This is a genomic window from Sphaerotilus natans, from assembly GCF_900156335.1.
Classification (GTDB): domain Bacteria; phylum Pseudomonadota; class Gammaproteobacteria; order Burkholderiales; family Burkholderiaceae_C; genus Sphaerotilus; species Sphaerotilus natans.
The window spans coordinates 47,381-73,236 of record NZ_FTMZ01000006.1 but is presented as its reverse complement, the minus strand read 5'-3'; the positions used below and the strand labels follow the sequence as shown (position 1 = coordinate 73,236).

Below are 25,856 nucleotides of genomic sequence, written 5' to 3'. Positions count from 1 at the left end.
CGTGAAAAGGGGGAGGGGGCGGCGTCAGCGCGCGGCGCGGCGGGCGAAGGTGGACGGCAGGCCGGCGCGCCAGAGGCTGCCGTGGGTGGGCTCGCCCTCGATCCAGCCGGCGACCTGCCGGCGCAGCGCGAGCAGCGCCTCCAGGTCCAGGCCGGTGTCGATGCCCATCGACTCCAGCATGAAGGCCAGATCCTCGGTGGTGGCGTTGCCGCTGGCGCCGGGGGCGTGCGGGCAGCCGCCGATGCCGGCCAGCGAGGCATCGAAGCGGGCGACACCCTGCTGCAGCGCCGCGTGCACATTGGCCAGCGCCAGGCCGCGGGTGTCGTGGAAGTGGCCGCAGCAGAAGCGCTCGCCCGCCAGGCGCAGCGCCTGCTCGCACAGCCGCGCCACGGCGGCCGGATCGGCCCAGCCGACGGTGTCGGCCAGGCTGACGCGGTCGGCGCCGGCGTCCAGCAGCGCCTGCATCAGCCGCAGCACCTCGGCCGGCTTGACTTCGCCCTGGATCGTGCAGCCGAAGGCGGTGCCGACGCCGCCCTCGATCAGGCAGGACGAGCCGGCGGCATCCCGCGCGGCGCGGATGCGCGCCAGTTCGGCCACCACCTCGTCGGGCGTCTTGCGCAGATTGGCCAGGCTGTGGGCATGGCTGGCCGACAGCGGCAGGATCATCAGGTCGGCGCCCTGCGCGATCGCCCGCTCGGCGCCCTTCAGATTGGGCACCAGCACCGAGGCCCGCAGGCCCGGCAGTGTCTTGGCGAAGGCCAGCACCTCGGCGGTGTCGGCCAGCTGCGGCAGCAGCCTGGGCGGCACGAAGGAGCCGACCTCGATCTCGCGCTGGCCGGCGGCGTGTGCGGCGCGCACCCATTCGATCTTGTGCGCGGTCGGCACCAGGGTGCGGATGCTCTGCAGGCCATCGCGCAGGCCGACCTCTCGGATGACGGCCCGCGCGGGCAGGGAAGACGGAAAGTTCATGGACATCGATCTCCAGCAATGGCATCGATGCTATGGAATTCCTGTTCGTGCTTTGGCGGTATTTGGGAAGGTGATAATTTCCCAATTGGAACTTTTTATCCGGGTTTGCCCGGAATCCGGAGAGACACCATGAAGCGCCTGCTGGATCCGGTCTCGCTGCACCTGTTCGCCATCGTCTGCGAGGAGGGCAACATGGTGCGCGCCGCCGAGCGCGCGGCCATCGTGCCCTCGGCGATCAGCAAGCGGCTGGCCTTGCTGGAGGATCAGCTCGGCCTGCCGCTGCTGATGCGCAGCCGCGGCCGCTTCGAGCCCACGCCGGCGGGCGAGGTGCTGCTGCGCCAGGCGCGCGACATCCTCGGCCGCATGGAGCGCACCCACGCCGAGCTGGGCGAGTTCACCACGGGCGTGCAGGGCAGCGTGCAGGTGCTGGCCAGCCTGTCGGCGCTGGCGGAATTCCTGGCCGAGGACCTGGGCGACTTCCTGGCGCGGCATCCGCAGCTGCGGGTCGGGCTGGAGGAGAAGATCAGCGCCGAGATCGTGCGTGGGGTGCACGAGGGCGCGGCCGACTTCGGCGTGCTGTGGGATGTGGCCGACCTCAAGGGTCTGGAGAGCGACCCCTACCGCAGCGACTGCGTGCATCTGGTGGCCGAGGCCTCGCATCCGCTGGTGCGCGAGACCGGGCCGATCGCCTTCGCCGAGACGCTGGGCCACGAGATGATCTGCGTGGCGCCGTCGCTGATGGAGCGGCGGATGCAGCGCTATGCCGAGGAGGCCGGCGGCACGCTGCGCCAGCGCATCCGGGTGTCGGGCGTGGACGCGGCCTGCCGGCTTGTGGCCGCGCGGCTGGGCATCGCGCTGCTGCCGCGCGAGGCGGTGACGACGCAGGTGCAGTCGCTCGGGCTGGTGACCCGGCCGCTGAGCGACGCCTGGGCGCGGCGCCAGTTCGTGCTGTGCATGCGCTCCTACCGCGGCCTGTCGGTGGCGGCGCGGCAGTTCGTCGACCACCTGCGCGAGCAGGCGGCCGCACCGGGCCGAGCGCCAGTTTGAACGTTCAAACTGCGGCCGGGGCCAGGCCGGGCGCCGGCAGGACGGTGCTGCGGCAGTCGCCGAAGCCGATGGCGCGGGCCCCCGCGCGTTCGCAGCGCGCCTTCAGGATGACGGTGTCGCCGTCCTGCAGGAAGGTGCGGGTCTCGCCGCCGGGCAGCTCCAGGGCACGCTTGCCGCCCTCGGTCAGCTCCAGCATCGAGCCGCCCTCCCCCTCGCCGGGGCCGGAGAGCGTGCCGGTGCCGAACAGATCGCCCGGCTGCAGGTTGCAGCCGCCCACCGTGTGGTGCGCCACCAGCTGCGCGATCGTCCAGTAGGCGGCCGAGGCGAAGTTGGAGCGGGCGATGCGCGCCGGCGCCTGGCCGCGCTCGGCCATCGCGGCGGTCTGCAGGTGCACCTCCAGGCCGATGTCGATCGCGCCCGAGGCGCGCTGCTGCGCCGAGTCGAGGTAAGGCAGCGGCGCCGGGTCGCCCTCGGGCCGGGTGAAGGGCTGGCGGAAAGGCGCCAGCGCCTCCAGCGTCACCACCCACGGCGAGAGCGTGCTGGCGAAGTTCTTCGACAGGAAGGGGCCGAGCGGCTGGTATTCCCAGGCCTGCACGTCGCGCGCCGACCAGTCGTTGAACAGCGTCAGTCCGAAGACATGCTCCTCGGCGCGCTCGATCGGGATGGGCTCGCCCATCACGTTCGGCCGGCCGATCAGCACGCCCAGCTCCAGCTCGTGGTCCAGGCGCTGGCAGGGGCCGAAGCGCGGCTCGGTGGCGCCCGGCGGCATCGACTGGCCGTTCGGCCGGCGGAAATCCTGGCCGCTGGGGATCAGCGAGGAGGCGCGGCCGTGGTAGCCGATCGGCACCCACTTGTAGTTGGGCAGCAGCGGATTGTCTGGCCGGAACAGGCGCCCGACGCGGGTGGCGTGGTGGATGCCGATGTAGAAGTCGGTGTAGTCGCCGACCTGGCAGGGCAGGCCCAGCTCGACCTGGCTCATCGGCACCAGCGCCTCGGTCCAGGCCGCCTGGCTTGCGCTGCCCTCGCGCAGGCCGCGCGACAGCGCCAGACGCAGCGCGTGGCGCGGCTCCGGGGCCAGCCGCATCAGCCGGTTCATGTCGGCGCTGTCGATCAGGCGGGCGCGGCGCAGGTCCAGCACCTGGTCGCCGATGGCCACGCCGATGCGCCAGTCGCCGTCGCGCGGCTCGCGAAAGCGCCCAAAGGGCAGGTTCTGGATCGGGAAATCGGTGGCCGGATCGTTGGCCGAGGCGACCCAGCTCTGCAGCGCCGGGTCGTGCGTCTCGTCGATCTGCAGCCAGAGGGGCGTGGCGTTCATCGGGTGGCCTCCGCGGCGGGCTTGAACTCGCGCTCGTGGAAGAAGGCGGCGTGCTTCGGGGCGCGCTTGGTCAGGCTCCAGTCCTCGAGCATCTTCCACTTCACCTCGTCCATGCGGCGCAGCATGTCGGCCTCCTCGGGGTCCGGGCAGGCCAGCTCGACGCGGTGGCCGTTGGGGTCGAACATGTAGATCGAGTGGAAGGCGCCGTGGTCGGTCACGCCCAGCACCTCGACGCCCTCGGCCTCCAGATGCGCCTTGTAGGCCAGCAGCGTCTCGCGGTCGGCGACGCGGAAGGCGATGTGCTGCACCCAGGCCGGGGTGTTGGGGTCGCGCCCCATCTCGGGCTGCGTCGGCAGCTCGAAGAAGGCCAGCACATTGCCGCTGCCGGCGTCCAGGAAGATGTGCATGTAGGGGTCGGGCGCCTTGGTCGAGGGCACGCGGTCCTCGGCGATGGCGAGCATGAAGTCCATCTTCAGCATGCGGCCGTACCACTCGACGGTCTGCTTGGCATCCTTGCAGCGGTAGGCCACATGGTGGATGCGGTCGATCTTCAGCGGGCGGGGGGTGTTCATGTCCTGCTCCTTGCGTGTTCGGGCGGCCGGGCTTCAGTCCAGCCGGATGTTGTTGGCGGCGATCAGCCGGCCCCAGCGCTCGCGCTCGACGCGGGCGTAGTCGGCCATCTGCTTCGGGGTGCCGGGCAGCGCCTCCAGCGCCAGGGTCTGGAAGCGCGCCTTGACCATCGTCGAGTCCAGCGCCTGCTGCAGCGCGCGGTGCAGCTGCGCGACCGTCTCCGGCGGCGTGCCGCTGGGCACCACCAGCCCTTGCCAGGCGTAGGCCTCGAAGCCGCCCAGGCCCTGCTCGGCCAGCGTCGGAATGTCGGCCATCGTCTTCAGCCGCGCCGGCGAGGCCACGCCGATGCCGCGCAGCTTGCCCGAGAGCAGATGCGGCTGCACGCTCGCGCTGTCCATCAGCGCGAAGGGCACGCGCCCGCCGATCAGGTCCTGTACCGCCGGTGCGGCGCCCCGGTAGGGCACATGCTGCATCTTCAGCCCGGTGCGCTCGCGCAGCAGCTCGCCGGCCAGATGGTGCGGGCTGCCCGGACCGGCCGAGGCGTAGTTGAGCGCCTCCGGGTTGGCGCGCGCCCAGGCGAGGAAGTCCTTGTAGCTGCGCACCGGCAGCGCCGGGTTGACCACCAGGATCATCGGAAAGCGCGCCAGCAGGCCCACCGGCACGAAGTCGCGCTCGGCGTCGTAGGGCAGCTTGGCGAACAGCGAGGGGTTGGCCGCCAGCGTGGCGAAGTCGGCCGTCAGCATGATGTGGCCGAAGTCCTTCGACTTGGCGACGTAGTCCGCGGCGATGTTGGTGGCCGCGCCTGGCTTGTTGCTGACGACGATGCTGCGGCCCAGGGTCTTGCCCATCGCCTCGGCGACGGTGCGCGCCACCGCGTCGGAGCCGCCGCCGGCGGCGTAGCCCACCACCCATTCCAGCGGCTTGCTGTCCTGGGCCTGCGCGGCGGCGGGCAGCAGCGCCGCGCCCAGCGAAGCAACGGTCAGCGCACTGCTCAGCAGCGTGCGGCGAATCAGGTCGATCTTCATGGTGAGGTCTTTCTTCAGACGCCCTGGCGGGCGGCGGCCAGCGCCTCGCGCAGCACGCGCAGGTCGCCGATGTGGTTGGCCAGCAGCAGCACCAGCCGGGCGTTGAGCATCTGGCTGCGCTCGTCGTCGAGGTCGCGGTGGGTCTCGATCAGCGACTCGTAGAAGTCGTCGCCGGGCGAGAAGGCGTGGCGGTCGCGGCGGCCGGGTTCGCCGAAGTTCGGACGGGTGATCAGCGTGCTCATGGTGTCGTTCTCCGTGCGTTTCACTGCAGCGCCAGGCTGCGGCGCAGCGCCGCGCGCAGCGCCTCCAGGTCGAAGGCGCGCCAGCGCGCGGCCACATGCTGGTCCGGGCGCAGCAGGTAGACCGTGCCCGGGCGGCCGTCGTAGCGGCGAGTCAGGTGGCCTTCGGTGTCGATCAGGTCGCCGGCCGCGGCGGCGCTGCCCGGGCGCTGCACCCGGCGCAGGCCGACCGGCACCGGCAGATCGTCCGGCAGCACCACCGGCGCGTCGCCGAAGACCAGCAGCGTGAAGTCGCCGTCCGCGATCTGGCGCAGCAGCCAGGTCGGCTGGCCGTCCACCGCCACCGGCGCGTCATCCATCGGCGCGCCCGGCAGCATCCAGCCCTCGAAGTCCTCGCCCGGGCGGTCCGGCGTCACCAGATCGGAGCTGCCCAGCGTGGCCGGCACCGACAGCCGGCCCGAGTTGACCAGCGCGCGGGCAAACGCATGCTCACGCGCCAGCCCGAGCACCGCGTTTCGGAAGCGCCTGGACATCGCGCTCTTGGGCGTGATGAAGTCGGTCGAGCGGGTCGAGTTCAGCAGGTTCTCGTCGGCAGCGAAGGCGCGCTCGGCGTGGTAGCTGTCGAGCAGCGTATCGGGCGCGTGGCCGCGCAGCACGGCGGCGAGCTTCCAGCCCAGGTTGTCGGCGTCCTGGATGCCCGAGTTGGCGCCGCGCGCGCCGAAGGGGCTGACCTGGTGCGCCGAATCGCCGGCGAACAGCACCCGGCCGTGGCGGAAGCTCGTCATGCGCCGGCACTGGAAGGTGTAGACGCTGACCCATTCCAGCTCGAAGGGCCGCTCGTCGCCCAGCATCGCGCGGATGCGCGGGATCACGCGCTCGGGCTTGCGCTCCTCGTCCGGGTCGGCGTCCCAGCCGAGCTGGAAGTCGATGCGCCAGACGTTGTCGGCCTCGCGGTGCAGCAGCACGCTCTGGCCGCGGTGGAACGGCGGGTCGAACCAGAACCAGCGCTCGGCGGGGAAGTCGGCCTTCATCACCACGTCGGCGATCAGGAAACGGTCCTGGAAGATGCGGCCCTCGATGTCATGGCCGAGCAGGCAGCGGATCGGGCTGCGCGCGCCGTCGCACACCACCAGCCAGTCGCAGGCCAGCGTGAAGGCGCCATGCGGCGTCTCGACCTGCAGCGTGGCGCCGGCGCCATGCGGCTCGACCTGCGTCACCTTGTGGCGAAAGCGCATTTCCAGGCCGGGCAGCTCGCGCGCGCGCGCCACGAGGTATTCCTCCAGGTAGTACTGCTGCAGGTTGACCATGCCGGGGCGTTCGTGGCCGGCCTCGGGCAGCAGGTCGAAGTTGAACACCTCCTCGGTGTCGAGGAAGGTGCGGCCGACGTTCCAGGTCACGCCCTTGTCCACCACCGGCTGGCCGCAGCCGAGCCGGTCGAGGATCTCCAGCGTGCGCTTGGCGTAGCACAGGCCGCGCGAGCCGACGCTGACGGTGTCGTCGTCGTCGAGCAGCAGCACCGGCTGGCCGCGCTGCGCCAGGTCGATGGCCACGCTCAGGCCGACGGGGCCGGCGCCGACCACCACCACCGGACGGTGGGCGGTGCCGGGCGCGGCGTCGAGTTCGGGCGCGCGCGGCGCGTCGAACTTCGGATAGCTGTAGGTCGAGTGCATGTCGGGGTCTCCTCCGTGGGGCGTCGAGCGGTGCGGGCGCTCAGCCTTCCAGCGTCTTCCACATCTCGATGTCGCGCTCGGCGGTCCAGATGCGCGGATCGGGGTATTGCGTGGCCTCGTCGTAGGCGCGGGTCACGTCGAAGGGCATGCAGTGGTCGAAGATGACCCAGCGGCCGTATTTGGGCTGCAGCGCGGCGTAGGTCTCGCGGTAGACCGCGTTGAGGTCGCGCCCCGCGTCGGCCCCGGCCTTGACGCTCGCCCAGACGTCGCGGATGAAGTCGCGCGTTACCGTCAGGCCCTGCTGCACCTGCTCGGCGCCTTTCAGCGCCGGGCCGCGGCCGGGCACGAGCTGCGTGGGCTGCAGCCGCGCGATGTTGTCCAGCGTGCCGGGCCAGTCCTGGAAGTAGGCGTCGCCGGCGTAGGGCGTGGCATCGAACTCGACCAGATCGCCCGACAGCAGTGTCTTCTCGCCCGGCAGCCACACCACGGTGTCGCCCTTGGTGTGGCCGCGGCCGAGCTGCAGCAGCTGCACTTCGAGCTTGCCCAGCCACAGCGTCATCTTGCCGCTGAAGGTCATCGTCGGCCAGGTCAGGCCGGCGGGCACCGTCTCGACATTGCGGAACAGGCGCGGGAAGCGGCCGATCTCGCTGGCCTTGTCGAACTCGCCGCGCTCGACGATCAGGTCGTAGGTGTCCTGGCTGGCGAGGATCTGCTGGCCGCCCTCGGCCATGTAGGCGCTGGCGCCCAGCACCCGCACCGCGTGGTAGTGCGTCATGACGACGTACTTGATCGGCTTGTCGGTGACCTCGCGGATGCGGCGGATCACGTCGGCGGCCATCGCCGGGGTGGCCTGGGTGTCGGCCACCAGCACCGCGTCATCGCCAATGATGACGCCGGTGTTGGGGTCGCCCTCGGCGGTGTAGGCCCAGGCGTGCTCGGAGATCTGCTCGAAGGTGACCTTCTTCTCCTCGAGATCGGCCTGGGAGGCGAACTTCTTCGTCGGGGTGTTCATCGCGGGGACCTTGTGGGGCTGAAAGTTTGCTATTGGCGAACTGATTTGCTGTTTGCAATCGCTGGGCGGCAGTGTAGGGTGATGATTCGCCATTGGCAAATGAATTGCCTAGGTACAAACGAGAATGCGATGCCGGCCACGGCCCACATCGGTTCCAATCCATGCCGACGAAGGAGAGACGACACGATGTCGAGACAGGACAAGGACGGCGACGACGAGGAGCGCGGCCAGCGTGCGGTGCAGTCGGTCGAGGTGGGCGGGCGGCTGCTGCTGGCCCTGTCGCGCAGCCCCGGGCCGATGTCGCTGAAGGATCTGGCGGCGCAGGCGGGGCTGCCGGCCTCGCGCGCGCACCCGTATCTGGTCAGCTTCGGGCGGCTGCGGCTGATCGAGCAGGATGCGCTGAGCGGGCGCTATGCGCTGGGGCCAGCGGCGCTGCAGCTCGGCCTGGCCTGCCTGCACCAGCTCGATCCCTTGCGCGCGGCGCAGCCGGTGGCCGAGGAGCTGGCGCGCGCGACCGGCCACGCGGTGGCGCTGGCGGTCTGGGGCAATCTGGGGCCGACGGTGGTGCGGCTGCACGAGGCGCGCCAGCCGCTGCATGTGGCGATGCGCGTGGGCACGGTGATGTCGGTGCTGGGCACCGCGACCGGGCGGGCCTTCGCGGGCGTGCTGCCGCCGGAGCGGGTGCACGAGGTGCTGGCCTTCGGCGTCGGGCCGCTGGGCGAGAGCGCGGTGGCGCTGGCGCCCGCCGCCGAGGTCGAGGCCGAGCTGGCCAGCGCGCGCCGCGAGATGGCCGAGCACGGCCTGGGCCGCGCCCACGGCCGGCCGATTCCGGGCGTGAACGCCTTCAGCGCGCCGGCGCTGGACCACGAGGGCCAGCCGGCGGTGGTCATCACCGCGCTGGACCACCAGGACCGGCTGTCGGCCGACTGGGGTTCGGCCGCGGCGCGGGCGGTGCGCGAGGCGGCGGCCGAGATCTCGGCGCGCCTGGGCGGGCCGGGTCAGCCCGCGGGCTTCACTTGCACAGGCTGATCACGCGGGTGCGGGTGAGCGAGCGCAGGCCCTCCAGGCCGAACTCCACGCCCGAGCCCGAACGCTTGTGCCCGCCGAAGGGCACCATCGGGTGGACCCTGCCGTGCTGGTTGATCCAGACGGTGCCGGCCTCCAGCCGCTCGGCCACCGCGCGCAGCGTGGCCGCGTCGCGTCCCCAGACCGAGGCGCCCAACCCCAGGTCGAGCCGGTTGGCCGAGGCCACCACGCCGTCCAGATCGCCGTCGCGGTAGCGGATCACCGGCAGCACCGGGCCGAACTGCTCTTCGTCGACCAGCGCGTCGCCGTCCTTCAGGCCGGTCACGATCGTCAGCGGATGGAACAGGCCCGGGCCGGGCTGCGGCTCGCCGCCGCAGACCACCGTGGCGCCGGCCTCGCGCGCCAGCCGCAGCAGCCGGCCGATCTTGTCGAGCTGCATGCGGTTCTGCACCGGGCCCATCGCGGTGCCCTCGGCCAGCGGGTCGCCCATCGGCAGCGCCTCGGCCAGCGCGCGCAGCCGCTCGACGAGCGCGTCATGCAGGGAATCGGGCACGTAGAGCCGCTTGATGCAGGCGCAGGTCTGGCCCATGTTCAGGAAGGCGCCCCAGAACAGGCCGGGCGCGATCGTGTCCGGGTCGGCGTCGGGCAGCACGATGGCGGCGTCGTTGCCGCCCAGCTCCAGCGTGACGGGCATCAGCCGCGTGGCGGCCTGGGCGGCGATGCGCTCGCCGGTCGGGCCCGAGCCGGTGAACAGCACCTTGTCGACCTGCGGATGCGCGGCCAGGCGCGCGCCGACGGGGCCGGCGCCGCTGACGGTGTTGAGCACGCCCGGCGGCAGCGCCGCCGAGATCAGCCGCACCATCTCCAGCGTGCCCGCCGGCGTGTATTCCGAGGGCTTGATGACGACGGTGTTGCCGGTGCGCAGCGCCGGCACGATCTGCCAGATGGCGATCATCAGCGGCCAGTTCCACGGCGCGATCGCGGCGATGACGCCGTGGGGCAGGCGCTGCAGCTCGTCGCGGCGCGTCTCGTCCTCGAACACCACCTCGGTGCCGAGCGAGAGCGCGGCGGTGGCGCGGGTCCAGCCCTCGCAGGCCCAGACCTCGAAGCGCGCGCCCGGCACCTGGTCGGGGCCGACGCCGCCCAGCGGCTTGCCCTGCTCGCGGGCGATCCAGTCGGCCAGCAGCGCCGCATGTTCCTTCAGCAGGTCGGCGACGCGGTTCAGCACCGCGGCCCGCTCGGCGTCCGGCAGCGCCGCCCAGGCCGGCTGCGCCGCGCGGGCTGCCGCCACCGCCGCATCGATCTGCTCGGGCGTGCTAACGGGCACCTGCGCCAGCACCTCCCCGGTCGAGGGCGAGATGGAGGCGAAGGTCTCGGGGCTGTGGACCGGCTGGCCGGCGACGAGGTTGGCCAGGGTCGGGGCGATCTGGCGGGGCGGGCGGGTCAGGGGGGGCGTGCTCATCGGGAGTCTCCTGCGGCGATGTCGTTCGGGATCGCCGGCAGTGTCGGAGCGCACACCCCGCGCGACCATCGCGAGGATTCGTCAGCGGGAAAACCCGGCCCGATCCAGCAGCGGCATCAGCCGCGCGTTGGAATGCACGCCGAACTTCTCGCGCAGCCGGCGGGTCTGGTGGTCGATCGTCGCCACCGAGCGGTCAAGCTGGCGGGCGATTTCCTTGTAGCTCAGCCCGCGTGCGACCAGCCGCGCCACCCGCAGCTCGGCGGGCGTCAGCACCGGCAGCGCCGGATGCTCCGCATCGACGGGATGGCGGGCCAGGCGCCGCGCCTCGGCCAGCAGCGGGCCCAGCGCCTGCGCGGCCCAGTCGCCGAGCTGCTGGCAGGTGCTGTCGCTCCAGCGCGGATCGGGCTGGCGCCAGTCGGCGCACAGCAGGCCTATCGCCTGCGTGCCCGCGCGCAGCGGCAGCGCGAGCTTGGCGCGTGTGCCCTGCGCCAGCATGCGCTCGCGCAGCGCTGCGCTCATCGTGCGTTCCTGGGCGACTTCGCGCATGGGCAGGCTGCCCGGGCAGCGCCAGACCGCCTGCAGGCCGGGATCGGCGGCATCGAAGCGCAGCCCCATCACCGTCGGCAGCAGTCCTGGCTCACGCTGGACCTCGGCCTGGGGCAGATAGCCGCGCGCGCTGCCCGCGGCATCGATGAAGCCGCCCGGACCGGCATCGACCCGGTCGGCATCGAGCAGATCGCGCAGCCAGTCGGCGGCCAGATGCCAGCAGGCGGCTTCGTCGTCGAGGTGCAGCAGCAGCTCGGCGGCGATCTCGCGGCCGGGCCGCCAGCGGGTCGCGCCCGCCCCGCCCAGCAGCCGCTCGCGCCAGAGCCGCTGCAGGCGCAGCAGCTCCGCTCCGAGGTCGGCGGCAGCGTCGGGGGCAGGGGCGGCGCACATCATGCCCGCAGTGTAGGGGCGGGTGTCAGCGCGCCGCAGCCCGGGTTTGCAGCAGATCGACCAGCGCCTGGCGCGCCGCCGGCACGTCCAGCGGCCGGGTGGTGCGCAGCCGGGCGATCTCCGCCTCGGTGTAGGGCGCGGTGCCGGCGGGCAGCGTCTCGGCCGAGAGGCGCGGCAGCAGCCAGTTCATCAGCCGGGCGATGTCGGCGTCCGACAGGCCGGAGTTCATCACGCCCGGCACCTGGACGATGAACTCGCGCCCGCCGGGCACCGACAGGAAGCGCCCGAGCTGGCCGCGCATCGAGGGTACGCCGCGCTCGGGCGCGCCGCTGCCATCCTCCAGATGGCAGCCCATGCAGTGCTGCAGGTACTGCAGGCGCGTCTGCGCCTCGGGCGAGCCGGCGCGGGCCGAGGCCGCCAGCACCAGCGCCATGCAGCACAGCAGCATCCGCTTCATGGCATCACCCGGGCGCGCAGCTCGCGCAGCGCCTTGTGCGAGGGGGCGGGCGATTCGGCCCGGGCCGTGGCGACCTCGGCGGCATCGAAGGGCGCGCCCGTCTGGCCGTTGAGCGCGGTCAGATGGGTGCCGAGGGCGACCAGATCGGCATCGGAGAGCGCCGCCTGCGAGGGCATCGCACCGACGAAGGTCTGGCCCTGCGAGACGATGCGCCCGCTCAGGCCGTGCAGCAGCACCCGCAGCACGTAGCCACGCCCTTCGGGGCGCGCCAGCGCCGGCGAGAGCGGCCCGGCCAGCGCCGGCGCGATGCCGGCGGTGCCCTGGCCCTGCGCGCCGTGGCAGGCGAAGCAGACGCTGGCGAAGATCTCGGCGCCGCGTGCGGCCGGCGTGGCGGTCTGTGCCGCGACGGGCCCGGCCAGCACGGCGGCCAGCACGGCGCCCGCCAGCGCGCGCCCGGATCCGCAAGGGAAAGCGCGCGCCCGCATCAGTCCGCCACCCCGACGATGACGGAGACGGTGCAGTGATAGACCGAGCTGTCGTTGGCCATGCACCAGTTCACGTCGTTGTGCACGCCCAGGCGGTAGCCGGGGCGGTCGCCGTGGTTGGTGTTGCAGAAGCACGAGCCGCAGGGCGTGCGGCCGCAGCAGTCGGTGTAGCTGACGAGGTAGTTCTTGCCGTCGGCCGGGTTCAGGCAGGTGCCGACCCAGGCCACCTTGGAGGCGGTGCTGCCGGGCGGGCAGCTGGTGGCCGAGCCGCCGCAGCACGAGCACAGGAAGCCGTCGACCGAGCAGTAGCGCCAGTAGTCGCAGTCGGTGTCGGTGGGCGGGCCCTTCTTCTTGGCGCCAGCGCCGTGGGCGCCGGCGGCCAGCGCCTGGCCGGTGCGATCGAAGGGCAGCACCGGCAGCGTGAAGGCCGAGGCGACCAGCGCCCGGCCGACGCCGACGAGCACGCTGCGGCGCGAGGTGGTCTGAGCGAGGCGGCGGGCGCGGCGCTCGGCGGCGCGGTCCAGCCAGTTCCAGAGCGATGTCATGCGATCTCCTTGGCGATCTTGCGGTCCATGTAGTCCTGCACCGAGACCAGGCCCAGGTCACGGGCGGTCAGCAGGCTCTCGATCTGTTCGCGGGAATTGACCAGGCCCTTGCCGCGCACGATGCCGCGCTCGTCGATCAGCACCGCGTAGGGCAGCTTGCTGATGCGCCAGCTCATGCCCAGCTCGGCCGAGAGCACATAGGGGAAGGCGCCCAGGCCGGCGCGCTGGCGGAACTCGGCATGCTCGGGCATCTCGCCGTCGGAGGCGAAGACGAGATCCAGCGTGCGCGACTCGGCGGCGTGGATGGACTGCAGCACCGGCAGCAGCTTCTTGCACACCGGGCAGGTCGGCGACAGGAAGAACAGCAGCGTGGCCCGCGCGGCCGGCGCGCCGACCGCGACGTGGCCGCCGCCCAGGCTGGGCAGGTCGAAGACCGGCGCGGCCTCGCCGACCTTCGGGCCGGTGTCCATCATCAGCGCGCCCATCGGCGCGATGCGCTCGTACAGGATGCCGATCTGGCGCGACAGGGCGATCACCGCCACCAGCAGGGCCAGCACGGCTACCCACAGGACGATGTTGGAAATGACGAGGGCGTCGGTCATGGGGCGTTCCTCAGTTCGAGCAGCTTGGGGTGGTGGGCCAGCCAGAGGTTGGCGGTCTGGTACAGGCCCAGGAAGAACAGCGTCGCCAGCACGGTGGCCAGCGCATCGAGCCAGACGGTGGGGCGATCCATCGCCGGCAGCGCGGCCAGCAGCGTCAGCAGCATCAGCACCGCGTTGCGGGCGATCAGGCCGCCGGAGAGCGGCACCTCGGTGCTGCCGCCGCAGCCGCAGTCGATCGGGCCGCCGCCGCGCGTCAGCCGCCAGGCCACCGCGCCGGTCACCAGCGCGAGCAGCGCCAGGGCCAGCAGCGCGCCGGCCGCGCGGCTGGCGGCGGGCAGGATCAGCGCGCCGGCGGCCAGCTCGGCCAGCGGCAGCGCGATGGTGGCGGCGCCCAGCGCCGCATCGGGCAGCAGCCGGTAGTTGTCGAGCGTGGCGCGAAACAGCGCCACGTCACGCAGCTTGGCCAGCGCGCCGGTCAGCAGCAGCGCGCCGACGCTGGCCGCCGCGGTGTGGCCGATCACCGGGTCGAGCGCAGGAAGAAGGTCTGCGCCCATCTCAGTGCGTCTCCAGGTAGACCGGCGTCTCGCCCATCGGCTCGGAGGCCTTCAGCGGCTTGCGCATCGAGGCCGGACGGGCCGGATCGAGCACCCGCAGCGTGTTGTCCAGGCCGCTGAGCAGCACCAGCTTCGGCGCGGCCTCGCGGGTGCGGGTCATCGACAGCGTGCCGAAGCCCGGCGTGCGCGCCACGCGCTGCTTCGCGGCCAGATCGACCGTCCAGAGCTGCTCGGCCGGGTTCTTGTGCGTGCCCTCGAAGCCCTTGGCGTGCATGCCCACGACCAGCCGCTCGCCGACCACCTCGAAGAGCTGGAAGCCGCCCGGCCGCCAGCCCTGCTTGCGGTCGGCGTCGGACACGAAGTTCCAGGTCGGCGCGAAGCTGGGCGCGTTTCCGTCGAGCGTGATGCGGTGCACCGTGCCGTGGAAGCTCAGCATCGTCATGGTGCTGCCGCTCAGGCTGTAGTGCATGAAGACCGGGTCCTTGTCCGGGTCGAAGAAGCGCACGCTGCGGCTCGACCCCGCGCTGGCGCCGGCTGCGTCCAGGTCGAAGGTCTGCACCGTGCCGTCGCCGCAGATGCTGGAGAAGCGCAGGCTGGCCGTCGGCCATGGAATGGCGCCCCAGCAGCCCGGATTGGCGATCTCCGCCGTCACCTGGCGCGTCTGGGTGTCCAGCACCGTGACCGAGGTCGCGGGCGTGGCGTTCTGGATCAGCAGGAAGCGGCCGTCGGCGCTGGGCTGCATCAGCGCCCTGATCATCAAGCCCTGCACATGCTTCGGCGGGATGACGATCTCGTGCGAGAAGCTCAGGTCATCGGTGCGGTAGACCTCGACCACGTCGGTGCGCTCGCCGCGCTGCAGCCGGCTGTGGTAGGTCGTGGCCACATACAGCCACTGGCGGTCGGGCGAGAGCGCGGTCAGGCCCGAGAAGCCCGAGCCGATCACCGCCAGCTTCTTCATCTTCTGGCCGTCGATCACCAGCACCCGGCCGTCGACCAGGTGCGGCATGACCGGATCGGTCAGGTAGATGCGCTCGGCCGTGGCCGGCGCGAGCGGCTCGGTGCGCAGCTGCTCGACCGGCAGCTCGGCCTGGGCCAGGCCGGTGCAGGCCAGCAGCGCGGCGGCTGCCACCTGGCCGGCGCGCGCGGCGACCGGACTTCTTGCGAGGGGTCTGACGAGGGTCATGAATCATCTCCTGGGCAGGCTTGCAGCCCGACGAGGTCGATGCTAGGGAGCGCCTGCCCGGCGCGTTATCCCGTTCTTGCAAGCGCCGGCGCGGGTGCTGGCCTGCGACATCGCGAGGATTCGCGATGGACAGGCCCCGGGGAGATCCCGCAGAGCGATCGGCCCGGTCATGCCGGAATGCGATAGCTGACAGTGCGCGGCGCGGCTGGCCTGCCCGGCTGCGGCTGGTGACAATCGATCCGCACAGAACATTCCTTCTTCGGAGACAGACCTTGAACCGCCTTTCCCGCCGCCAGATCCTGGCCGCCGGCGCGCTCGCGCCGTGGCTCCCCGCCGCCCGCGCCAGCGACTTTCCCTCGCGCCCGGTCACGCTGATCCTGCCCTTCGCCCCAGGCGGCGTGGCCGATGTCACCGCGCGCACCGTCGGCCAGGCGATGGCGCCGCTGCTGGGCCAGCCGGTGGTGATCGACAACCGCCCCGGCGCGGGCGGCATCGTCGCCACCCAGGCGGTGCTGGGCGCGCCGCCCGACGGCCACACGCTGCTCCTGATGAGCAACGCCACCGCGGTGAGCGTGCATCTGGTGCGCAAGCTGCCCTTCGACGTGCAGCGTCAGCTGCTGCCGATCACCACGCTGGGTTTCTTCGAGCTGGGGCTGGCGGTGCCGGCGAACTCGCGCCAGGGCACGCTGAAGGAGCTGCTCGCCCACGCCCGCAGCCAGCCGGGCCGGCTGACCATCGGCACGATCGCGGTGGGCAGCACCCAGCACCTGAGCGCCGAGCTGTTCAAGGCCCGCACCGGCATCGACGCGCTGGTGGTTCCCTACAAGGGCTCGCCGGCGGTGATCAACGCGCTGCGCACCGGCGAGATCGATGTCGCCTTCGAGATCCTCAGCCCGCTGCTGCCGCAGCTCAAGGCCGGCACGATCCGGCTGCTGGCGGTGACCGGCACGCAGCGCTTCGCCAGCCTGCCCGAGGTGCCCACCGTCATCGAGCAGGGCGTGGCCGACTACAGCGTCGACAGCTGGAACGCGCTGGCCGCGCCGGCAGGCACGCCCGCGGCCGCGATCGAGCGCCTCCGTGCTGCTGCCACCCAGGCGCTGGCGCAGCCGGCGGTGGTCGAGCGGCTGCGCGAGCTGGGTGTCAAGGCCCGTGCCAGCCAGCCTGCCGAGCAGGCGAAGCTGCTGGCCGACGAGATCCAGCACTGGGGCCGGGTGGTACGCGCCGCCAGGATCGAGCCGGAGTGAGTCCGAGCCCCGCCCACCGGCGGGCGCGGCTCAGTTGTCCATCGGCCTGACCCGTGCCAGCGTGTCCGAGGGCCGCTCGCCGAACTGGCGCCGGTAGTCGACCGAGAAATGGCCGAAGTGCCAGAAGCCATGCCGGGTGGCGATGTCGTAGATGCTCTCGCGCTGGCGGCTGCGGCGCAGCTCGCCGCGCACCAGGTTGAAGCGCAGCGTGCGCAGGTACTGCATCGGTGACAGGCCCAGCACCGACTGGAAGGCATAGCCCAGCGTGCGGGCGCTGGTACCAATCTGCCGGGCCAGCGTCTCCAGCGTCGGCGTGTCCTGCGGATCGACCGTGTGCAGCTGCTCGAGCATCAGCGCGCAGGTGCGGTTGACCAGCTCCAGGCGAGCGCGCCCGCGCAGCGTCTCGTCAGGGACCTGGCCGCAGCGGATCACCTCGGCCAGCGCCTCGAGCAGCTCGAGGCGGTCAGCCGCGTCGGGCAGGCGCGCCGCCCCGTCGTGCGCGTCGAGCGCCGCCGCCAGCACCCGATGCACGCCGCGGCGCAGCCGCAGTCCGGCCGAGCCGGCCGGCAGCAGCGGCGCGATGCGTCCGGGGGGCAGCGCGGCCAGATCCGCGTCGGCGCTCTCACCGAGCTGCATGCGCAGCACCGCCGCGTCGACGACCAGACCGGTGAGGCAGCAGTCCGGCGGCGTGCGCAGGTCGATGTCGCCGTCATGGCTGCACAGCAGCTCCTCCGGGCCGATCGGGTGGCCGTCGTAGGCGCCGTTGCCGATCTCGCCCTCGGCATCGACGAAGGCGAAGCCGAGCGTGGCGGGCATCAGCGTGCCGCGCTGGCGCACCGGCTGGCTGGTGTGCTCGCGAAAGACCTGCAGCCCGTCCAGCCGCACCTCGGCGAAGCGACCTTCGAAGCGGCCGCGGCCGAGCTGCTCATAGCGCAGCTGCCAGCCGTCGAGGTGCTCGACATGCTCGTCGAGGTCATGGCTGCAGTGCTGGCGGATGGTCGGTCCGGTCATCGGCAGGGGCAGAAAAGACACCATGGCGGTGCATCAGGGCAGGAAGAAGGCGCGTGGGCGCGGGCGATATCCGCAGGCAAGCAAATGGCGGGCCGTGCCGGACTGCGCCGTTCCAGGCGGTCGTCATGCTGCGCCGGTGTCGGTGGCATGACCATCGGGATCTGCCCGGCTGATCAAATGCATTGATCTACTTGCTAATGAGATCAATTCGCATTACATTTCGATCCACTGATCGATCCACGCGCCGCTGCGGCGCCCCTTTCGTTTCTTTTCCTCAGCCCTCGCATCGAGCCAGCCAGACACCGCTCGCCCGCCAGATGCCGGTCCCGACGACCTTCATCCTGCCCGACGAACGATGTCTCCTGACAAGACCCCGACTGACCGTGCCGGCGCCTTCGAGCCCCGGCTGCTCGCGCTGAGTCTGGCCTTGGCGCTGCCGCTGCCCGGCGTGGCCCAGTCCGTCGCCGCTGGCGCCACTGCGAGCGCCGAGGCCGCTGCTGCCGCGACGCTGCCCAAGATCACCATCACCGGCAGCCGCACCGATCTGGAGGCCGACGAGCTGCCCTTCACCGCTACCGTGCAGGATGCCGAGGCGATCGCCCGTCGTCAGGCCCGTGATCTCAAGGGGCTGGTCGCCGACGAGGTCGGGGTGTCGGTGCAGCAGCAGCCCGGGCGGTTCACCGCCGCGGGCTCGGGCACCGGGCGCGCGGGCAATGCCGGCATCAACATCCGCGGTCTGGAGGGCAATCAGGTGCTGATGCTGCTCGACGGCGTGCGGCTGCCGCAGAGCTTCAGCTTCGGGCCCTTCGTGACCGGCCGGGGCGACTTCATCGAGCCGGAGCTGCTGGCCTCGGCCGAGATCCTGCGCGGGCCGACCTCGGCGCAGCTGGGCAGCGACGGCCTGGCCGGCGCGCTGGTGCTGCGCACCCTCGCGCCGCAGGATCTGCTGCGCGGCGAGCGTGGTGCGCGCGGACTGGGCGGCTTCGTGCGTCTGGGCGCCGACAGCGCCGATTCGTCCGGCATGCTGACCGCCGCGGTGGCCGCCGGCACGCCGCAGCTGCGCGGCCTGGTGGCGCTGACCCATCGCCGTGGCCACGAGCTCGACAACCAGGGCCGCAACGACACGGCCACGGTCAACCGCACCACGCCGAACCCGGCCGACGTGCGCAGCACCAGTGCGCTGCTGAAGATGGACGGCGAGCTGGTCGCCAGCCAGCGCTGGGAGGCGGCGCTGGAGTCGCGCCGCCGCCAGGTCGACACCCAGGTGCTCAGCGCCGTCAGCAGCAGCTCGCTGTCGACCACCACCCGCGACCACACCGACCGCGACCGCCTGAGCCTGGGCCATCAGCTGCGCACCGGTGGGACCACCGGCCTGACGGAGCTCGACACCCGCGTGCACCTGCAGCAGGCCGAGACGCGCCAGTACAGCGCCGAGGACCGCGCCACGCTGGCCGATCGCACCCGCGACAACCGCTATCGCGAGCGGGCCGTGGGCCTGAGCAGCGAAGGCCGCATCCAGACGGGGGGCGAGATGCCGCAGCGCATCAGCTTCGGCGTCGATCTCAGCCGCACCCGCATCACCGCGCTGCGCGACGGCATGGTGCCGCCCGCCGGCGAGACCTTCCCGGCGCGGCCCTTCCCCGACACCGATCACACCCTGCTGGGCGCCTTCGTGCAGAGCGAGATCGAGACCGGCGACATCACCTGGATGCCGGGCCTGCGCCATGACCGCTATCGGCTCGATCCGTCGGCCGAGGGCTACAGCGGCAGCGTGACGGCGCTGAGCGGCAGCGCCTGGTCGCCGCGCCTGGGAGCGGTCTGGCGCCTGGACCCGGCGCTGCAGCCCTATGCGCAGTGGGCCACGGGTTTCCGCTCGCCCGAGCCGGATCAGGTCAACAGCGGCTTCAGCAACCCGGCTTCGGGCTACACCACGGTGGGCAATGCGGCGCTGCGGCCGGAGCGCTCGCGCGGCATCGAGCTGGGCCTGCGTGGCCAGGCCCAGGCCCTGCGCTGGCAGCTGGCGGCCTTCGACAACCGCTACCGCGACTTCATCGAGCAGGTCGCGGTCAGCGGCAGCGGCACGGTGGCCAATCCGACGGTGTTTCAGTCGATCAACCTCGACCGGGCGCGCATTCGCGGCGTCGAGGCGCGCGCGAGCTGGGATCCGGCGGGGCCGTGGAAGCTGCAGGCGGCCGCGGCCGGCGCCCGGGGCAGCAAGACCCGCGCGGGCAGCAGCTCGGCGCTGAACTCGGTCGATCCTTGGCAGCTCAAGGCCTCGGCCGAATATGACGCCGGCCGCTGGAGCGCCGGCCTGCACTGGACGCACCTGGCGGCCAAGTCGCGCAGCCGCATCGATGGCGCGACGCTGTTCGCGCCCGGCCGCGCCGAGGTGCTCGACCTGCGCGGGCACTGGCAGATCAGCCCGACGCTGCGCCTGCAGGCCGCGGTGCTGAACCTGACCGACCGGACCTACTGGCGCTGGTCCGACGTGCGCGGCCTGGCCGCCAGCAGCAGCGTGATCGACGGCTACACCGCGCCGGGCCGCAGCGCGCAGCTCGCGCTGCAGGCGGACTTCTGAACCTTCCTGATGGTGCTCACCATGAATCCGACCAATCTTCCGTCCATCCGCCAGGCCTTCGCCGAGGCCCGGCGCGCGCCCCAGCCGGCGCGCCACCGCGACATCGCCGAGCGTCTGGGCCTGCCCGAAGGCTGCCTGGTGGCTGCGCATGCCGAGGCCTTCGATCCGGCCGAGTCGCCGATGCGCGCGCGCCGGCTGCGGCCCGACTGGCCCGCGCTGGTGGCTGCGCTGGAGCCGCTGGGCGAGGTGATGGCGCTGACGCGCAACGCGTCCTGCGTGCACGAGAAGCTCGGCGTCTACCGCCATGCCAGCGTGCAGGGCCAGGGCCATGTCGGGCTGGTGCTGGGCGGCGAGATCGACCTGCGGGTGTTCTACGGCCGCTGGGCCCATGGCTTCGCGGTCGAGGAGACGCAGACCGACGGCACGCTGCAGCAGAGCCTGCAGTTCTTCGACGCGCAGGGCGTGGCGATCCACAAGGTCTTCCTGAAGCCGCACAGCGACCGTGCGGCCTTCGCCGCGCTGGTCGAGCGTCATGCCGACGCGCAGGCCGAGGCGGCGCTGCAGCCGCGGCCCCCCGCCGCGCCCGAGCCGGCGCGGGAGGACGCACAGGTCGATGTCGCCGCCTGGCGCCAGGCCTGGGCCGGCATGCGCGACCCCCACGAGTTCTTCGGCCTGATGCGGCGCTTCGGGCTGCAGCGCACCCAGGCGCTGCGTCTGGCCGGGCCGGCGTTTGCCCGGCCGGTCGAGGTGGGCGCGGCGCGCCAGCTGCTCGAGCAGGCCGCCGCCGCCGCCGTGCCGATCATGGTCTTCGTCGGCAATCCCGGCATGATCCAGATCCACACCGGCCCGGTGCACCGCGTCGCGGTGATGGGGCCGTGGCTGAATGTGCTGGACGCCGGCTTCAACCTGCATCTGCGCGAGGACCACATCGCCAGCGCCTGGTGGGTGAGCAAGCCGACCGAGGACGGGCCGGTGCATTCGCTCGAGCTCTTCGATGCCGCGGGCGAGACCGTGGCGATGTTCTTCGGCGAGCGCAAGCCGGGCCGCCCGGAGCGCGCCGACTGGCAGGCGCTGGTGGCGGCGCTGCCGCCGCTGGCCGCAGCCGAGGCGCTGGCATGAACGCGCGTCGCCAGTGGCTGGGGCTGACGGCTGCGGCGGCGGCGGCAGTCTCGCTGTGGCCCGGGCGGGCGGGTGCGGCGCGTCCGGCCGAGCGGGTGGTCTGTGCCGGCGGCGCGCTCAGCGAGACGGTCTGCGCGCTGGAGCTGCAGCCGCTGCTGGTCGGCGTCGACACCACCTCGACCTTTCCGGCCGCGCTGGGCCGGCTGCCTTCGATCGGCTATGCACGCGCGCTGTCGGCCGAGGGCATCCTGTCGCTGGCGCCGACCCGGCTGCTGGCCACCGACGAGGCCGGGCCGCCGGCGGTGCTGCGCCAGATCGCGGCGGCCGGCGTGGCGGTGGAGATGCTGCCCTCGCGCCATCGCTTCGAGGGCGTGGTCGAGCGGGTGCGCCAGGTCGGTGCGCTGCTGGGCCAGCCGGCCCGCGCCACCGCGCTGGCCGAGCGGCTGCAGCGCGACTGGACCCAGGTGCGCGGCGCCATCGTCGCGCGGCCGAAGGCGCCGCCGCCGCGCGTGCTGTTCGTGATGTCGCACGCCAGCATGATGGTGGCCGGGCGCGAGACCGCCGCGCAGGCGATGCTGGACTATGCCGGCGTCGACAATGCCATCGCCGGCTTTTCCGGCTACAAGCCGCTGACCCCGGAGGGCGCGCTGCTGGCCCGGCCGGACCTGATCCTGACCACCGAATCGGCCCTGAAGGCCGCCGGTGGCGCGGCCGGGCTGCTGCGCCAGCCCGGTCTGGCCGAGACGCCGGCCGCTCGTGCCGGCCGGGTGGTGGCGATGGAGACGATGCTGCTGCTGGGCTTCGGCCCGCGCCTGCCCGAGGCGCTGCGCCAGCTCGATGTCTCGCTGCGACGAGCGCTGGCATGAGCGCGCTGCCGGCTCCCCCGTCTTCGTCCCCGGTGCGGTCGGACGGGTTGTGGCGTCTGCGCGGCCGGGTGCTGCCCTGGGCGGTGGCGGCCGCGCTGGGGCTGGTGGTGCTGCTGGCGGCGCGCTTCGGGGCGGTGCCGGTCGGGCTGGATGACTGGCTGGCCCCGCTGGGCGCCGAGACGCCGGGCGCGGGCGCCCATGTGCTGTGGCACCTGCGGCTGCCGCGCATCGTCTTCGCGCTGCTGGTCGGCGCCGGCCTGGGGCTGGGCGGGGCACTGACGCAGGCGCTGTTCCGCAATCCGCTGGCCGATCCCGGCCTGCTGGGCGTCAGCAGCGGCGCGGCCTGCGCGGCGGCGATGGTGATCGTGCTGTTCGCCGGCATCGAGCTGCCGCTGCCGCCGGCCTGGCGGCCTTATGTGCTGCCGGTGGCGGCCTTCTGTGGCGCGCTGCTGGTGGTGTTCGCGCTGGACCGGCTGGCCCGCCGGATCACGCCCGGCTCGGTGGCCGGCCTGCTGCTGTGCGGGTTGGCGATCAATGCGGTGGCGGCCTCGCTGATCGGGCTGGCCACCTATCTGGCCACCGACGAGCAGCTGCGCAGCCTGTCGTTCTGGACCCTGGGATCGCTGGCCGGCGCGAGCTGGGCGCTGGCAGGCCTGTTCGTCGCCGTGATGCTGCCGGCGCTCTGGCAGGCGCTGCGGCTGTCGCAGGCGCTCAACGCGCTGGCCCTGGGCGAGGTGGCGGCCGCGCATGTCGGCATTGAGGTGCAGCGTCTGCGCGGACGCGTCATCGTGCTGGTGGCGCTGGTGTGCGCGCTGGCGGTGGCCTGGTGCGGCATGATCGGCTTCGTCGGCCTGATCGCGCCGCACCTGGCGCGCACGCTGGCCGGTTCCGACCAGCGCCGGGTGCTGGTCCTGGCGCCGCTGATCGGCGCCGGTCTGCTGCTGCTGGCCGACACCCTGGCGCGCACGCTGGCGATGCCGGCCGAGATTCCGGTGGGCATCTTCACCGCGCTGCTGGGCGGGCCCTTCTTCGTGGCGATGCTGCGCGGCGCGATGCGCCGCCAGGGCGGGGTGGCCTGAATGTCCGGCGCCGTGATGTCAAGGATGATGATGACGCCGTGTCTTCTCGAAATCGTCGGCCTGCAGGCCTGCATCGGGGCCGAGCGCCGCCTCGGGCCGCTTGATCTGCGGCTGGAGGTCGGCGAGCGTGTCGCGCTGCTGGGCCCCAGCGGGGTCGGCAAGTCCACGCTGCTGCGGCTGATCGCGGCCGAGCTGACGCCGCAAGGGGGCCAGGTCCGGTTCGAGGGTCGCGATCTGACAGGCTGGTCGGGGGCCGGGCTGGCGCGCCGGCGCGCGGTGCTGCCGCAGTCGCACGCGGTGGCCTTCGGGCTGAATGCGGAGCTGGTGGTCGCGCTCGGCCGCGCCGCGCTCGACCCGGACCCGCAGGGCGCAGACATCGTCGCCGAGGCGATGGCGCAGGCCTGTGCCGGCCACCTGCTGGGCCGGCGCTTCGACACCCTGTCGGGCGGCGAGCAGGCGCGGGTGCAGCTCGCGCGCGTCTTCGCCCAGCTCTGGGACGTGGAGGCCGGACTGCTGCTGGTCGACGAGCCGCTGGCCGCGCTCGACCCCGGCCTGCAGCTCGAGCTGATGGAGGCGATCACCGGCTTTGCCCGAATGCGCGGCCATGCGCTGCTGGCGGTGCTGCATGACGTGCAGCTGGCGCTCGGCCATTTCGGGCGGCTGTGGCTGCTCGGGCCGGAGGGCGGCATCCGCGATCTGCCCGCCGATGCCGGCGACGAGCGGGTGCGCCAGGCGCTGCAGGCGCTCTACCGCATCGATTTCCACCGCGTCGACACGCCCGACGGCCCGGCGCTGGTGCCGGCCCGTCACCGCCGGAGCGTCTGATGAGCCGTTTCTTTTCCTGCGGTCCGAGCCTGACACGACGCGACAGTCTGGGCCGGATGACCGCGCTGGGGGTGGCCGCGATGCTGCCGCCCGGCCTGTGGCCGACCCGGGCGGGGGCTGCCGATGCGACCGGTGCCATGCAGCCGCTGCCTGTGGCGGCCTTTGCCGAGCCGCCGCGCATGAGCCAGCTCGCGCTGTCGCCCGATGGCCGCCAGCTCGCCGGACTGGTGCATCTGGATGGCGTCAGTGCGCTGGTGTCGCGCCCGGTCGATGGTGACCGCCCGGTGCTGGTGCTGCGCCAGCTCCCCGGCGTGGCGATGGCGCACATTGCCTGGTCCGGCCCCGATCGCCTGCTGGTGCAGACCCGGGTGCTGATGCGTCGCCAGGGGGTGAGCCGCGAGGAATGGCGCCTGCTGTCGGTGCGCCCGGACGGCAGCGGCCTGAAGCTGCTGACCCCGCCGGCCAGCCAGGGGGGCAGCGATGCGCAGATCCAGGGCCGCATCGTCGACCTGCTGCCCGAAGACGATCGCCATGTGCTGGTCGAGCGGCCGCCGGTGCCGGACCGGCCCGAGCCGGCGGTGGTGCGGCTGGATGTGGTCGAGGGCGGCTTCGTCGAGGTTCATCCGGCCCAGCGCCAGGTGCTGCGCTGGATGACCGATGCGCAGCACCGGGTGCGCATCGGCTGGCGCCAGGTCGACGGGCGCCTGGAGATTCTTGGTTGCGATCCGGACGGCGGGCGTTGGCGCACGCTCTGGGCGCTGGAGGGTGCCGAAGTCGACGCGGTGCAGCCGCTGGGCTTCGACGACGATCCCTGGACGCTGAGGGTGCTGGCCGAGCATCAGGATCACATGGCGGTCTTCGATGTCGATCTGCATCAGGAGACGCCGCAGCCGCGCCTGCTGCAGGCGCAGCCGGGCTTCGACCTCGGGGGGGAGCCGCTGCACCGCCCGGGCAGCAGCGCGCTGGCTGGTGTGCTGTCGTCCGGCCGTGCCCGCCGGCTGGGTGCAGCGGCCGGTGTGTGGGACGCACCGCTGCAGGCGCTGGCCCGCGAGATCGACGCAGCCCTGCCGGAGCGGTTCAACCGGTTGACCGCCTTCAGTGCCGATGGCCTGCGCTACCTGGTGCACAGCAGCGGCGGCACCCAGCCCGGCGAGTACTACCTGGGCGAGCGCGGCGACGCGCCCGCGCTGACGCTGCTGCTGCAGCAGTATCCGGACCGGCTGACCGCGCATCTGGTGGGCAAGCGCCCGGTCGAGTTCGTCGCCCGCGACGGCCTGCGCATCGAGGCGCTGCTGACGCGCCCGCCCGGCCGCACCGTGCCGGGATCGCTGGTGCTGATGCCCCATGGCGGCCCGCAGGCCGAGAGCGGCGACGAGATCGACCTGTGGAGCGAGTTCCTGGCCAGCCGCGGCCACACGGTGCTGGAGGTGAACTTCCGCGGTTCCACCGGGCGCGGTCGCAGCTTCCTGCTGGCGGGCCTGCGCCGCTGGGGCCGCGAGATGCAGGACGACCTGAGCGACGCGGCCGACTGGGCGGTGGCCCAGGGGCTGGCCGACCCGCATCGCATCGCCATCGCCGGCGCGAGCTATGGCGGCTATGCCGCGCTGATGGGCGCGGCCCAGGCGCCGCAGCGCTACCGCTGCGCCATCAGCTTCGCCGGCGTGTCCGATCTGCCGGGCCTGATCCTTCACGCCAGCCGCTTCATCGGCGGAGAGGCGGCCACCGAGCGGATGATCGGCCGCTACTGGGGCGACCGCGAGGCGCTGCGCCAGGCCTCGCCGCTGCGTCAGGCCGATCGCATCCGCGTGCCGGTGCTGTTGGTGCACGGTGCCGACGATCGGGTCGTGCCTGCCTCGCAGAGCCGCGACATGGCCGAGGCGCTGCGCGCCAGCGGCGGCCGGGTGCAGCATGTCGAGCAGCCTGGCGTCGGTCACCAGTGGGTGATGGGGCGGCCGATGCGCCAGTTCCTGGCCGTGCAGGAGGCTTTCCTGGCCGAACATCTCGGTCCGGGCAGCTGAAGCCGCATCTGCACCGACA

General features: G+C 72.7%; 25 protein-coding genes. 9 read left to right on the top strand and 16 right to left on the bottom strand.

The window, feature by feature from the left end:
• Positions 1-24 precede the first annotated feature (24 nt).
• The gene (locus BW996_RS07535; RefSeq protein ID WP_037482386.1) at positions 25-969 is read right to left on the bottom strand and encodes a hydroxymethylglutaryl-CoA lyase; all 945 of its coding nucleotides are present in this window, start codon (positions 967-969) and stop codon (positions 25-27) included.
• Positions 970-1,098: 129 nt separating this feature from the next.
• On the opposite strand from BW996_RS07535, the gene BW996_RS07530 reads away from it, so the two are divergent.
• The gene (locus BW996_RS07530) at positions 1,099-2,016 is read left to right on the top strand and encodes a LysR family transcriptional regulator (RefSeq protein WP_037482335.1); all 918 of its coding nucleotides are present in this window, start codon (positions 1,099-1,101) and stop codon (positions 2,014-2,016) included.
• A 4-nt stretch (positions 2,017-2,020) separates the two neighbouring features.
• Here BW996_RS07530 and fahA read toward each other — a convergent pair whose 3' ends face one another.
• From fahA to BW996_RS07500, 6 genes are read right to left on the bottom strand one after another with little or no spacing between them, the layout of a single operon-like run.
• The gene (gene fahA, locus BW996_RS07525) at positions 2,021-3,331 is read right to left on the bottom strand and encodes a fumarylacetoacetase (protein WP_037482332.1); all 1,311 of its coding nucleotides are present in this window, start codon (positions 3,329-3,331) and stop codon (positions 2,021-2,023) included.
• Entirely contained in the window at positions 3,328-3,885 is a 558-nt protein-coding gene (locus BW996_RS07520) for a VOC family protein (RefSeq protein ID WP_037482384.1), read from the bottom strand. The genes fahA and BW996_RS07520 overlap by 4 nt, the downstream gene beginning before the upstream one ends.
• 51 nt (positions 3,886-3,936) lie before the next feature.
• Complete coding sequence (locus BW996_RS07515) at positions 3,937-4,926, bottom strand: Bug family tripartite tricarboxylate transporter substrate binding protein (RefSeq protein ID WP_139330790.1); 990 nt, start codon at positions 4,924-4,926, stop codon at positions 3,937-3,939.
• Between the two features lie 14 nt (positions 4,927-4,940).
• Complete coding sequence (locus BW996_RS07510) at positions 4,941-5,168, bottom strand: DUF2783 domain-containing protein (protein WP_037482330.1); 228 nt, start codon at positions 5,166-5,168, stop codon at positions 4,941-4,943.
• Positions 5,169-5,188: 20 nt separating this feature from the next.
• Complete coding sequence (locus BW996_RS07505) at positions 5,189-6,835, bottom strand: FAD-dependent oxidoreductase (protein ID WP_037482329.1); 1,647 nt, start codon at positions 6,833-6,835, stop codon at positions 5,189-5,191.
• A gap of 40 nt (positions 6,836-6,875) precedes the next feature.
• A complete protein-coding gene (locus BW996_RS07500; protein ID WP_037482326.1) occupies positions 6,876-7,847 on the bottom strand; it encodes an MBL fold metallo-hydrolase in 972 nt (323 codons plus the stop codon).
• Positions 7,848-8,033: 186 nt separating this feature from the next.
• Between BW996_RS07500 and BW996_RS07495 the strand changes: the two genes are divergently transcribed.
• Positions 8,034-8,876 carry an IclR family transcriptional regulator gene (locus BW996_RS07495; RefSeq protein WP_037482324.1) on the top strand — a complete coding sequence of 281 codons (843 nt, stop codon included), beginning with the start codon at positions 8,034-8,036 and terminating at the stop codon, positions 8,874-8,876.
• On the opposite strand, the gene BW996_RS07490 is transcribed toward BW996_RS07495, so the two are convergent.
• The 8 genes from BW996_RS07490 to BW996_RS07455 form a co-directional block, all read right to left on the bottom strand.
• The gene (locus tag BW996_RS07490; protein ID WP_081838127.1) at positions 8,860-10,335 is read right to left on the bottom strand and encodes an aldehyde dehydrogenase family protein; all 1,476 of its coding nucleotides are present in this window, start codon (positions 10,333-10,335) and stop codon (positions 8,860-8,862) included. The two genes, BW996_RS07495 and BW996_RS07490, sit on opposite strands and share 17 nt — an antisense overlap.
• 81 nt (positions 10,336-10,416) lie before the next feature.
• A complete protein-coding gene (locus tag BW996_RS07485; RefSeq protein ID WP_037482321.1) occupies positions 10,417-11,274 on the bottom strand; it encodes a helix-turn-helix transcriptional regulator in 858 nt (285 codons plus the stop codon).
• Between the two features lie 22 nt (positions 11,275-11,296).
• A complete protein-coding gene (locus tag BW996_RS07480) occupies positions 11,297-11,728 on the bottom strand; it encodes a c-type cytochrome (protein ID WP_037482320.1) in 432 nt (143 codons plus the stop codon).
• Positions 11,725-12,162, bottom strand: a complete 438-nt coding sequence (locus tag BW996_RS07475) for a c-type cytochrome (protein WP_051631961.1) — start codon at positions 12,160-12,162, stop codon at positions 11,725-11,727. The genes BW996_RS07480 and BW996_RS07475 overlap by 4 nt, the downstream gene beginning before the upstream one ends.
• A gap of 50 nt (positions 12,163-12,212) precedes the next feature.
• Entirely contained in the window at positions 12,213-12,758 is a 546-nt protein-coding gene (locus BW996_RS07470; RefSeq protein WP_037482317.1) for a methylamine dehydrogenase light chain, read from the bottom strand.
• Entirely contained in the window at positions 12,755-13,360 is a 606-nt protein-coding gene (gene mauD / locus BW996_RS07465; protein ID WP_037482315.1) for a methylamine dehydrogenase accessory protein MauD, read from the bottom strand. Before mauD ends, BW996_RS07470 begins: the two co-directional genes overlap by 4 nt.
• On the bottom strand, positions 13,357-13,914 hold the full coding sequence (locus BW996_RS07460) for a MauE/DoxX family redox-associated membrane protein (protein WP_037482314.1): 558 nt from the start codon (positions 13,912-13,914) through the stop codon (positions 13,357-13,359). The genes mauD and BW996_RS07460 overlap by 4 nt, the downstream gene beginning before the upstream one ends.
• A 1-nt stretch (position 13,915) precedes the next feature.
• Positions 13,916-15,097: an amine dehydrogenase large subunit gene (locus BW996_RS07455; RefSeq protein WP_037482311.1), complete on the bottom strand. Its 1,182-nt coding sequence runs from the start codon at positions 15,095-15,097 to the stop codon at positions 13,916-13,918.
• A gap of 272 nt (positions 15,098-15,369) precedes the next feature.
• On the opposite strand from BW996_RS07455, the gene BW996_RS07450 reads away from it, so the two are divergent.
• Positions 15,370-16,341, top strand: coding sequence for a Bug family tripartite tricarboxylate transporter substrate binding protein (locus tag BW996_RS07450; RefSeq protein WP_037482309.1), 972 nt, complete (start codon positions 15,370-15,372; stop codon positions 16,339-16,341).
• Between the two features lie 30 nt (positions 16,342-16,371).
• Here the strand turns inward: BW996_RS07450 and BW996_RS07445 are convergent, their stop codons facing one another.
• Entirely contained in the window at positions 16,372-17,352 is a 981-nt protein-coding gene (locus BW996_RS07445) for a helix-turn-helix domain-containing protein (RefSeq protein ID WP_139330789.1), read from the bottom strand.
• 355 nt (positions 17,353-17,707) lie between these two features.
• Here BW996_RS07445 and BW996_RS07440 point away from each other — a divergent pair, with 355 nt between their 5' ends.
• The 6 genes from BW996_RS07440 to BW996_RS07415 are packed head-to-tail and all read left to right on the top strand — an operon-like array spanning position 17,708 to position 25,837.
• Positions 17,708-19,930: a TonB-dependent hemoglobin/transferrin/lactoferrin family receptor gene (locus BW996_RS07440; RefSeq protein ID WP_051631959.1), complete on the top strand. Its 2,223-nt coding sequence runs from the start codon at positions 17,708-17,710 to the stop codon at positions 19,928-19,930.
• A 21-nt stretch (positions 19,931-19,951) separates the two neighbouring features.
• On the top strand, positions 19,952-21,049 hold the full coding sequence (locus BW996_RS07435) for a hemin-degrading factor (protein WP_037482376.1): 1,098 nt from the start codon (positions 19,952-19,954) through the stop codon (positions 21,047-21,049).
• Positions 21,046-21,915, top strand: a complete 870-nt coding sequence (locus BW996_RS07430; RefSeq protein WP_037482304.1) for a heme/hemin ABC transporter substrate-binding protein — start codon at positions 21,046-21,048, stop codon at positions 21,913-21,915. The genes BW996_RS07435 and BW996_RS07430 overlap by 4 nt, the downstream gene beginning before the upstream one ends.
• A complete protein-coding gene (locus BW996_RS07425) occupies positions 21,912-22,994 on the top strand; it encodes a FecCD family ABC transporter permease (protein ID WP_081838124.1) in 1,083 nt (360 codons plus the stop codon). Before BW996_RS07430 ends, BW996_RS07425 begins: the two co-directional genes overlap by 4 nt.
• Positions 22,995-23,024: 30 nt before the next feature.
• Positions 23,025-23,819, top strand: a complete 795-nt coding sequence (locus BW996_RS07420; protein ID WP_037482373.1) for an ABC transporter ATP-binding protein — start codon at positions 23,025-23,027, stop codon at positions 23,817-23,819.
• Positions 23,819-25,837: a S9 family peptidase gene (locus BW996_RS07415; RefSeq protein ID WP_081838123.1), complete on the top strand. Its 2,019-nt coding sequence runs from the start codon at positions 23,819-23,821 to the stop codon at positions 25,835-25,837. Before BW996_RS07420 ends, BW996_RS07415 begins: the two co-directional genes overlap by 1 nt.
• Positions 25,838-25,856 lie beyond the last annotated feature (19 nt).

Bases quoted from the DNA above. Each gene is read 5' to 3' on its own strand.
- BW996_RS07535 (WP_037482386.1), bottom strand. From the start codon at position 969: ATGAACTTTCCGTCTTCCCTGCCCGCGCGGGCCGTCATCCGAGAGGTC.
- BW996_RS07530 (WP_037482335.1), top strand. From the start codon at position 1,099: ATGAAGCGCCTGCTGGATCCGGTCTCGCTGCACCTGTTCGCCATCGTC.
- fahA (WP_037482332.1), bottom strand. From the start codon at position 3,331: ATGAACGCCACGCCCCTCTGGCTGCAGATCGACGAGACGCACGACCCG.
- BW996_RS07515 (WP_139330790.1), bottom strand. From the start codon at position 4,926: ATGAAGATCGACCTGATTCGCCGCACGCTGCTGAGCAGTGCGCTGACC.
- BW996_RS07510 (WP_037482330.1), bottom strand. From the start codon at position 5,168: ATGAGCACGCTGATCACCCGTCCGAACTTCGGCGAACCCGGCCGCCGC.
- BW996_RS07505 (WP_037482329.1), bottom strand. From the start codon at position 6,835: ATGCACTCGACCTACAGCTATCCGAAGTTCGACGCGCCGCGCGCGCCC.
- BW996_RS07500 (WP_037482326.1), bottom strand. From the start codon at position 7,847: ATGAACACCCCGACGAAGAAGTTCGCCTCCCAGGCCGATCTCGAGGAG.
- BW996_RS07495 (WP_037482324.1), top strand. From the start codon at position 8,034: ATGTCGAGACAGGACAAGGACGGCGACGACGAGGAGCGCGGCCAGCGT.
- BW996_RS07490 (WP_081838127.1), bottom strand. From the start codon at position 10,335: ATGAGCACGCCCCCCCTGACCCGCCCGCCCCGCCAGATCGCCCCGACC.
- BW996_RS07485 (WP_037482321.1), bottom strand. From the start codon at position 11,274: ATGATGTGCGCCGCCCCTGCCCCCGACGCTGCCGCCGACCTCGGAGCG.
- BW996_RS07480 (WP_037482320.1), bottom strand. From the start codon at position 11,728: ATGAAGCGGATGCTGCTGTGCTGCATGGCGCTGGTGCTGGCGGCCTCG.
- BW996_RS07470 (WP_037482317.1), bottom strand. From the start codon at position 12,758: ATGACATCGCTCTGGAACTGGCTGGACCGCGCCGCCGAGCGCCGCGCC.
- mauD (WP_037482315.1), bottom strand. From the start codon at position 13,360: ATGACCGACGCCCTCGTCATTTCCAACATCGTCCTGTGGGTAGCCGTG.
- BW996_RS07460 (WP_037482314.1), bottom strand. From the start codon at position 13,914: ATGGGCGCAGACCTTCTTCCTGCGCTCGACCCGGTGATCGGCCACACC.
- BW996_RS07455 (WP_037482311.1), bottom strand. From the start codon at position 15,097: ATGACCCTCGTCAGACCCCTCGCAAGAAGTCCGGTCGCCGCGCGCGCC.
- BW996_RS07445 (WP_139330789.1), bottom strand. From the start codon at position 17,352: ATGACCGGACCGACCATCCGCCAGCACTGCAGCCATGACCTCGACGAG.
- BW996_RS07440 (WP_051631959.1), top strand. From the start codon at position 17,708: ATGTCTCCTGACAAGACCCCGACTGACCGTGCCGGCGCCTTCGAGCCC.
- BW996_RS07435 (WP_037482376.1), top strand. From the start codon at position 19,952: ATGAATCCGACCAATCTTCCGTCCATCCGCCAGGCCTTCGCCGAGGCC.
- BW996_RS07430 (WP_037482304.1), top strand. From the start codon at position 21,046: ATGAACGCGCGTCGCCAGTGGCTGGGGCTGACGGCTGCGGCGGCGGCG.
- BW996_RS07425 (WP_081838124.1), top strand. From the start codon at position 21,912: ATGAGCGCGCTGCCGGCTCCCCCGTCTTCGTCCCCGGTGCGGTCGGAC.
- BW996_RS07420 (WP_037482373.1), top strand. From the start codon at position 23,025: ATGACGCCGTGTCTTCTCGAAATCGTCGGCCTGCAGGCCTGCATCGGG.
- BW996_RS07415 (WP_081838123.1), top strand. From the start codon at position 23,819: ATGAGCCGTTTCTTTTCCTGCGGTCCGAGCCTGACACGACGCGACAGT.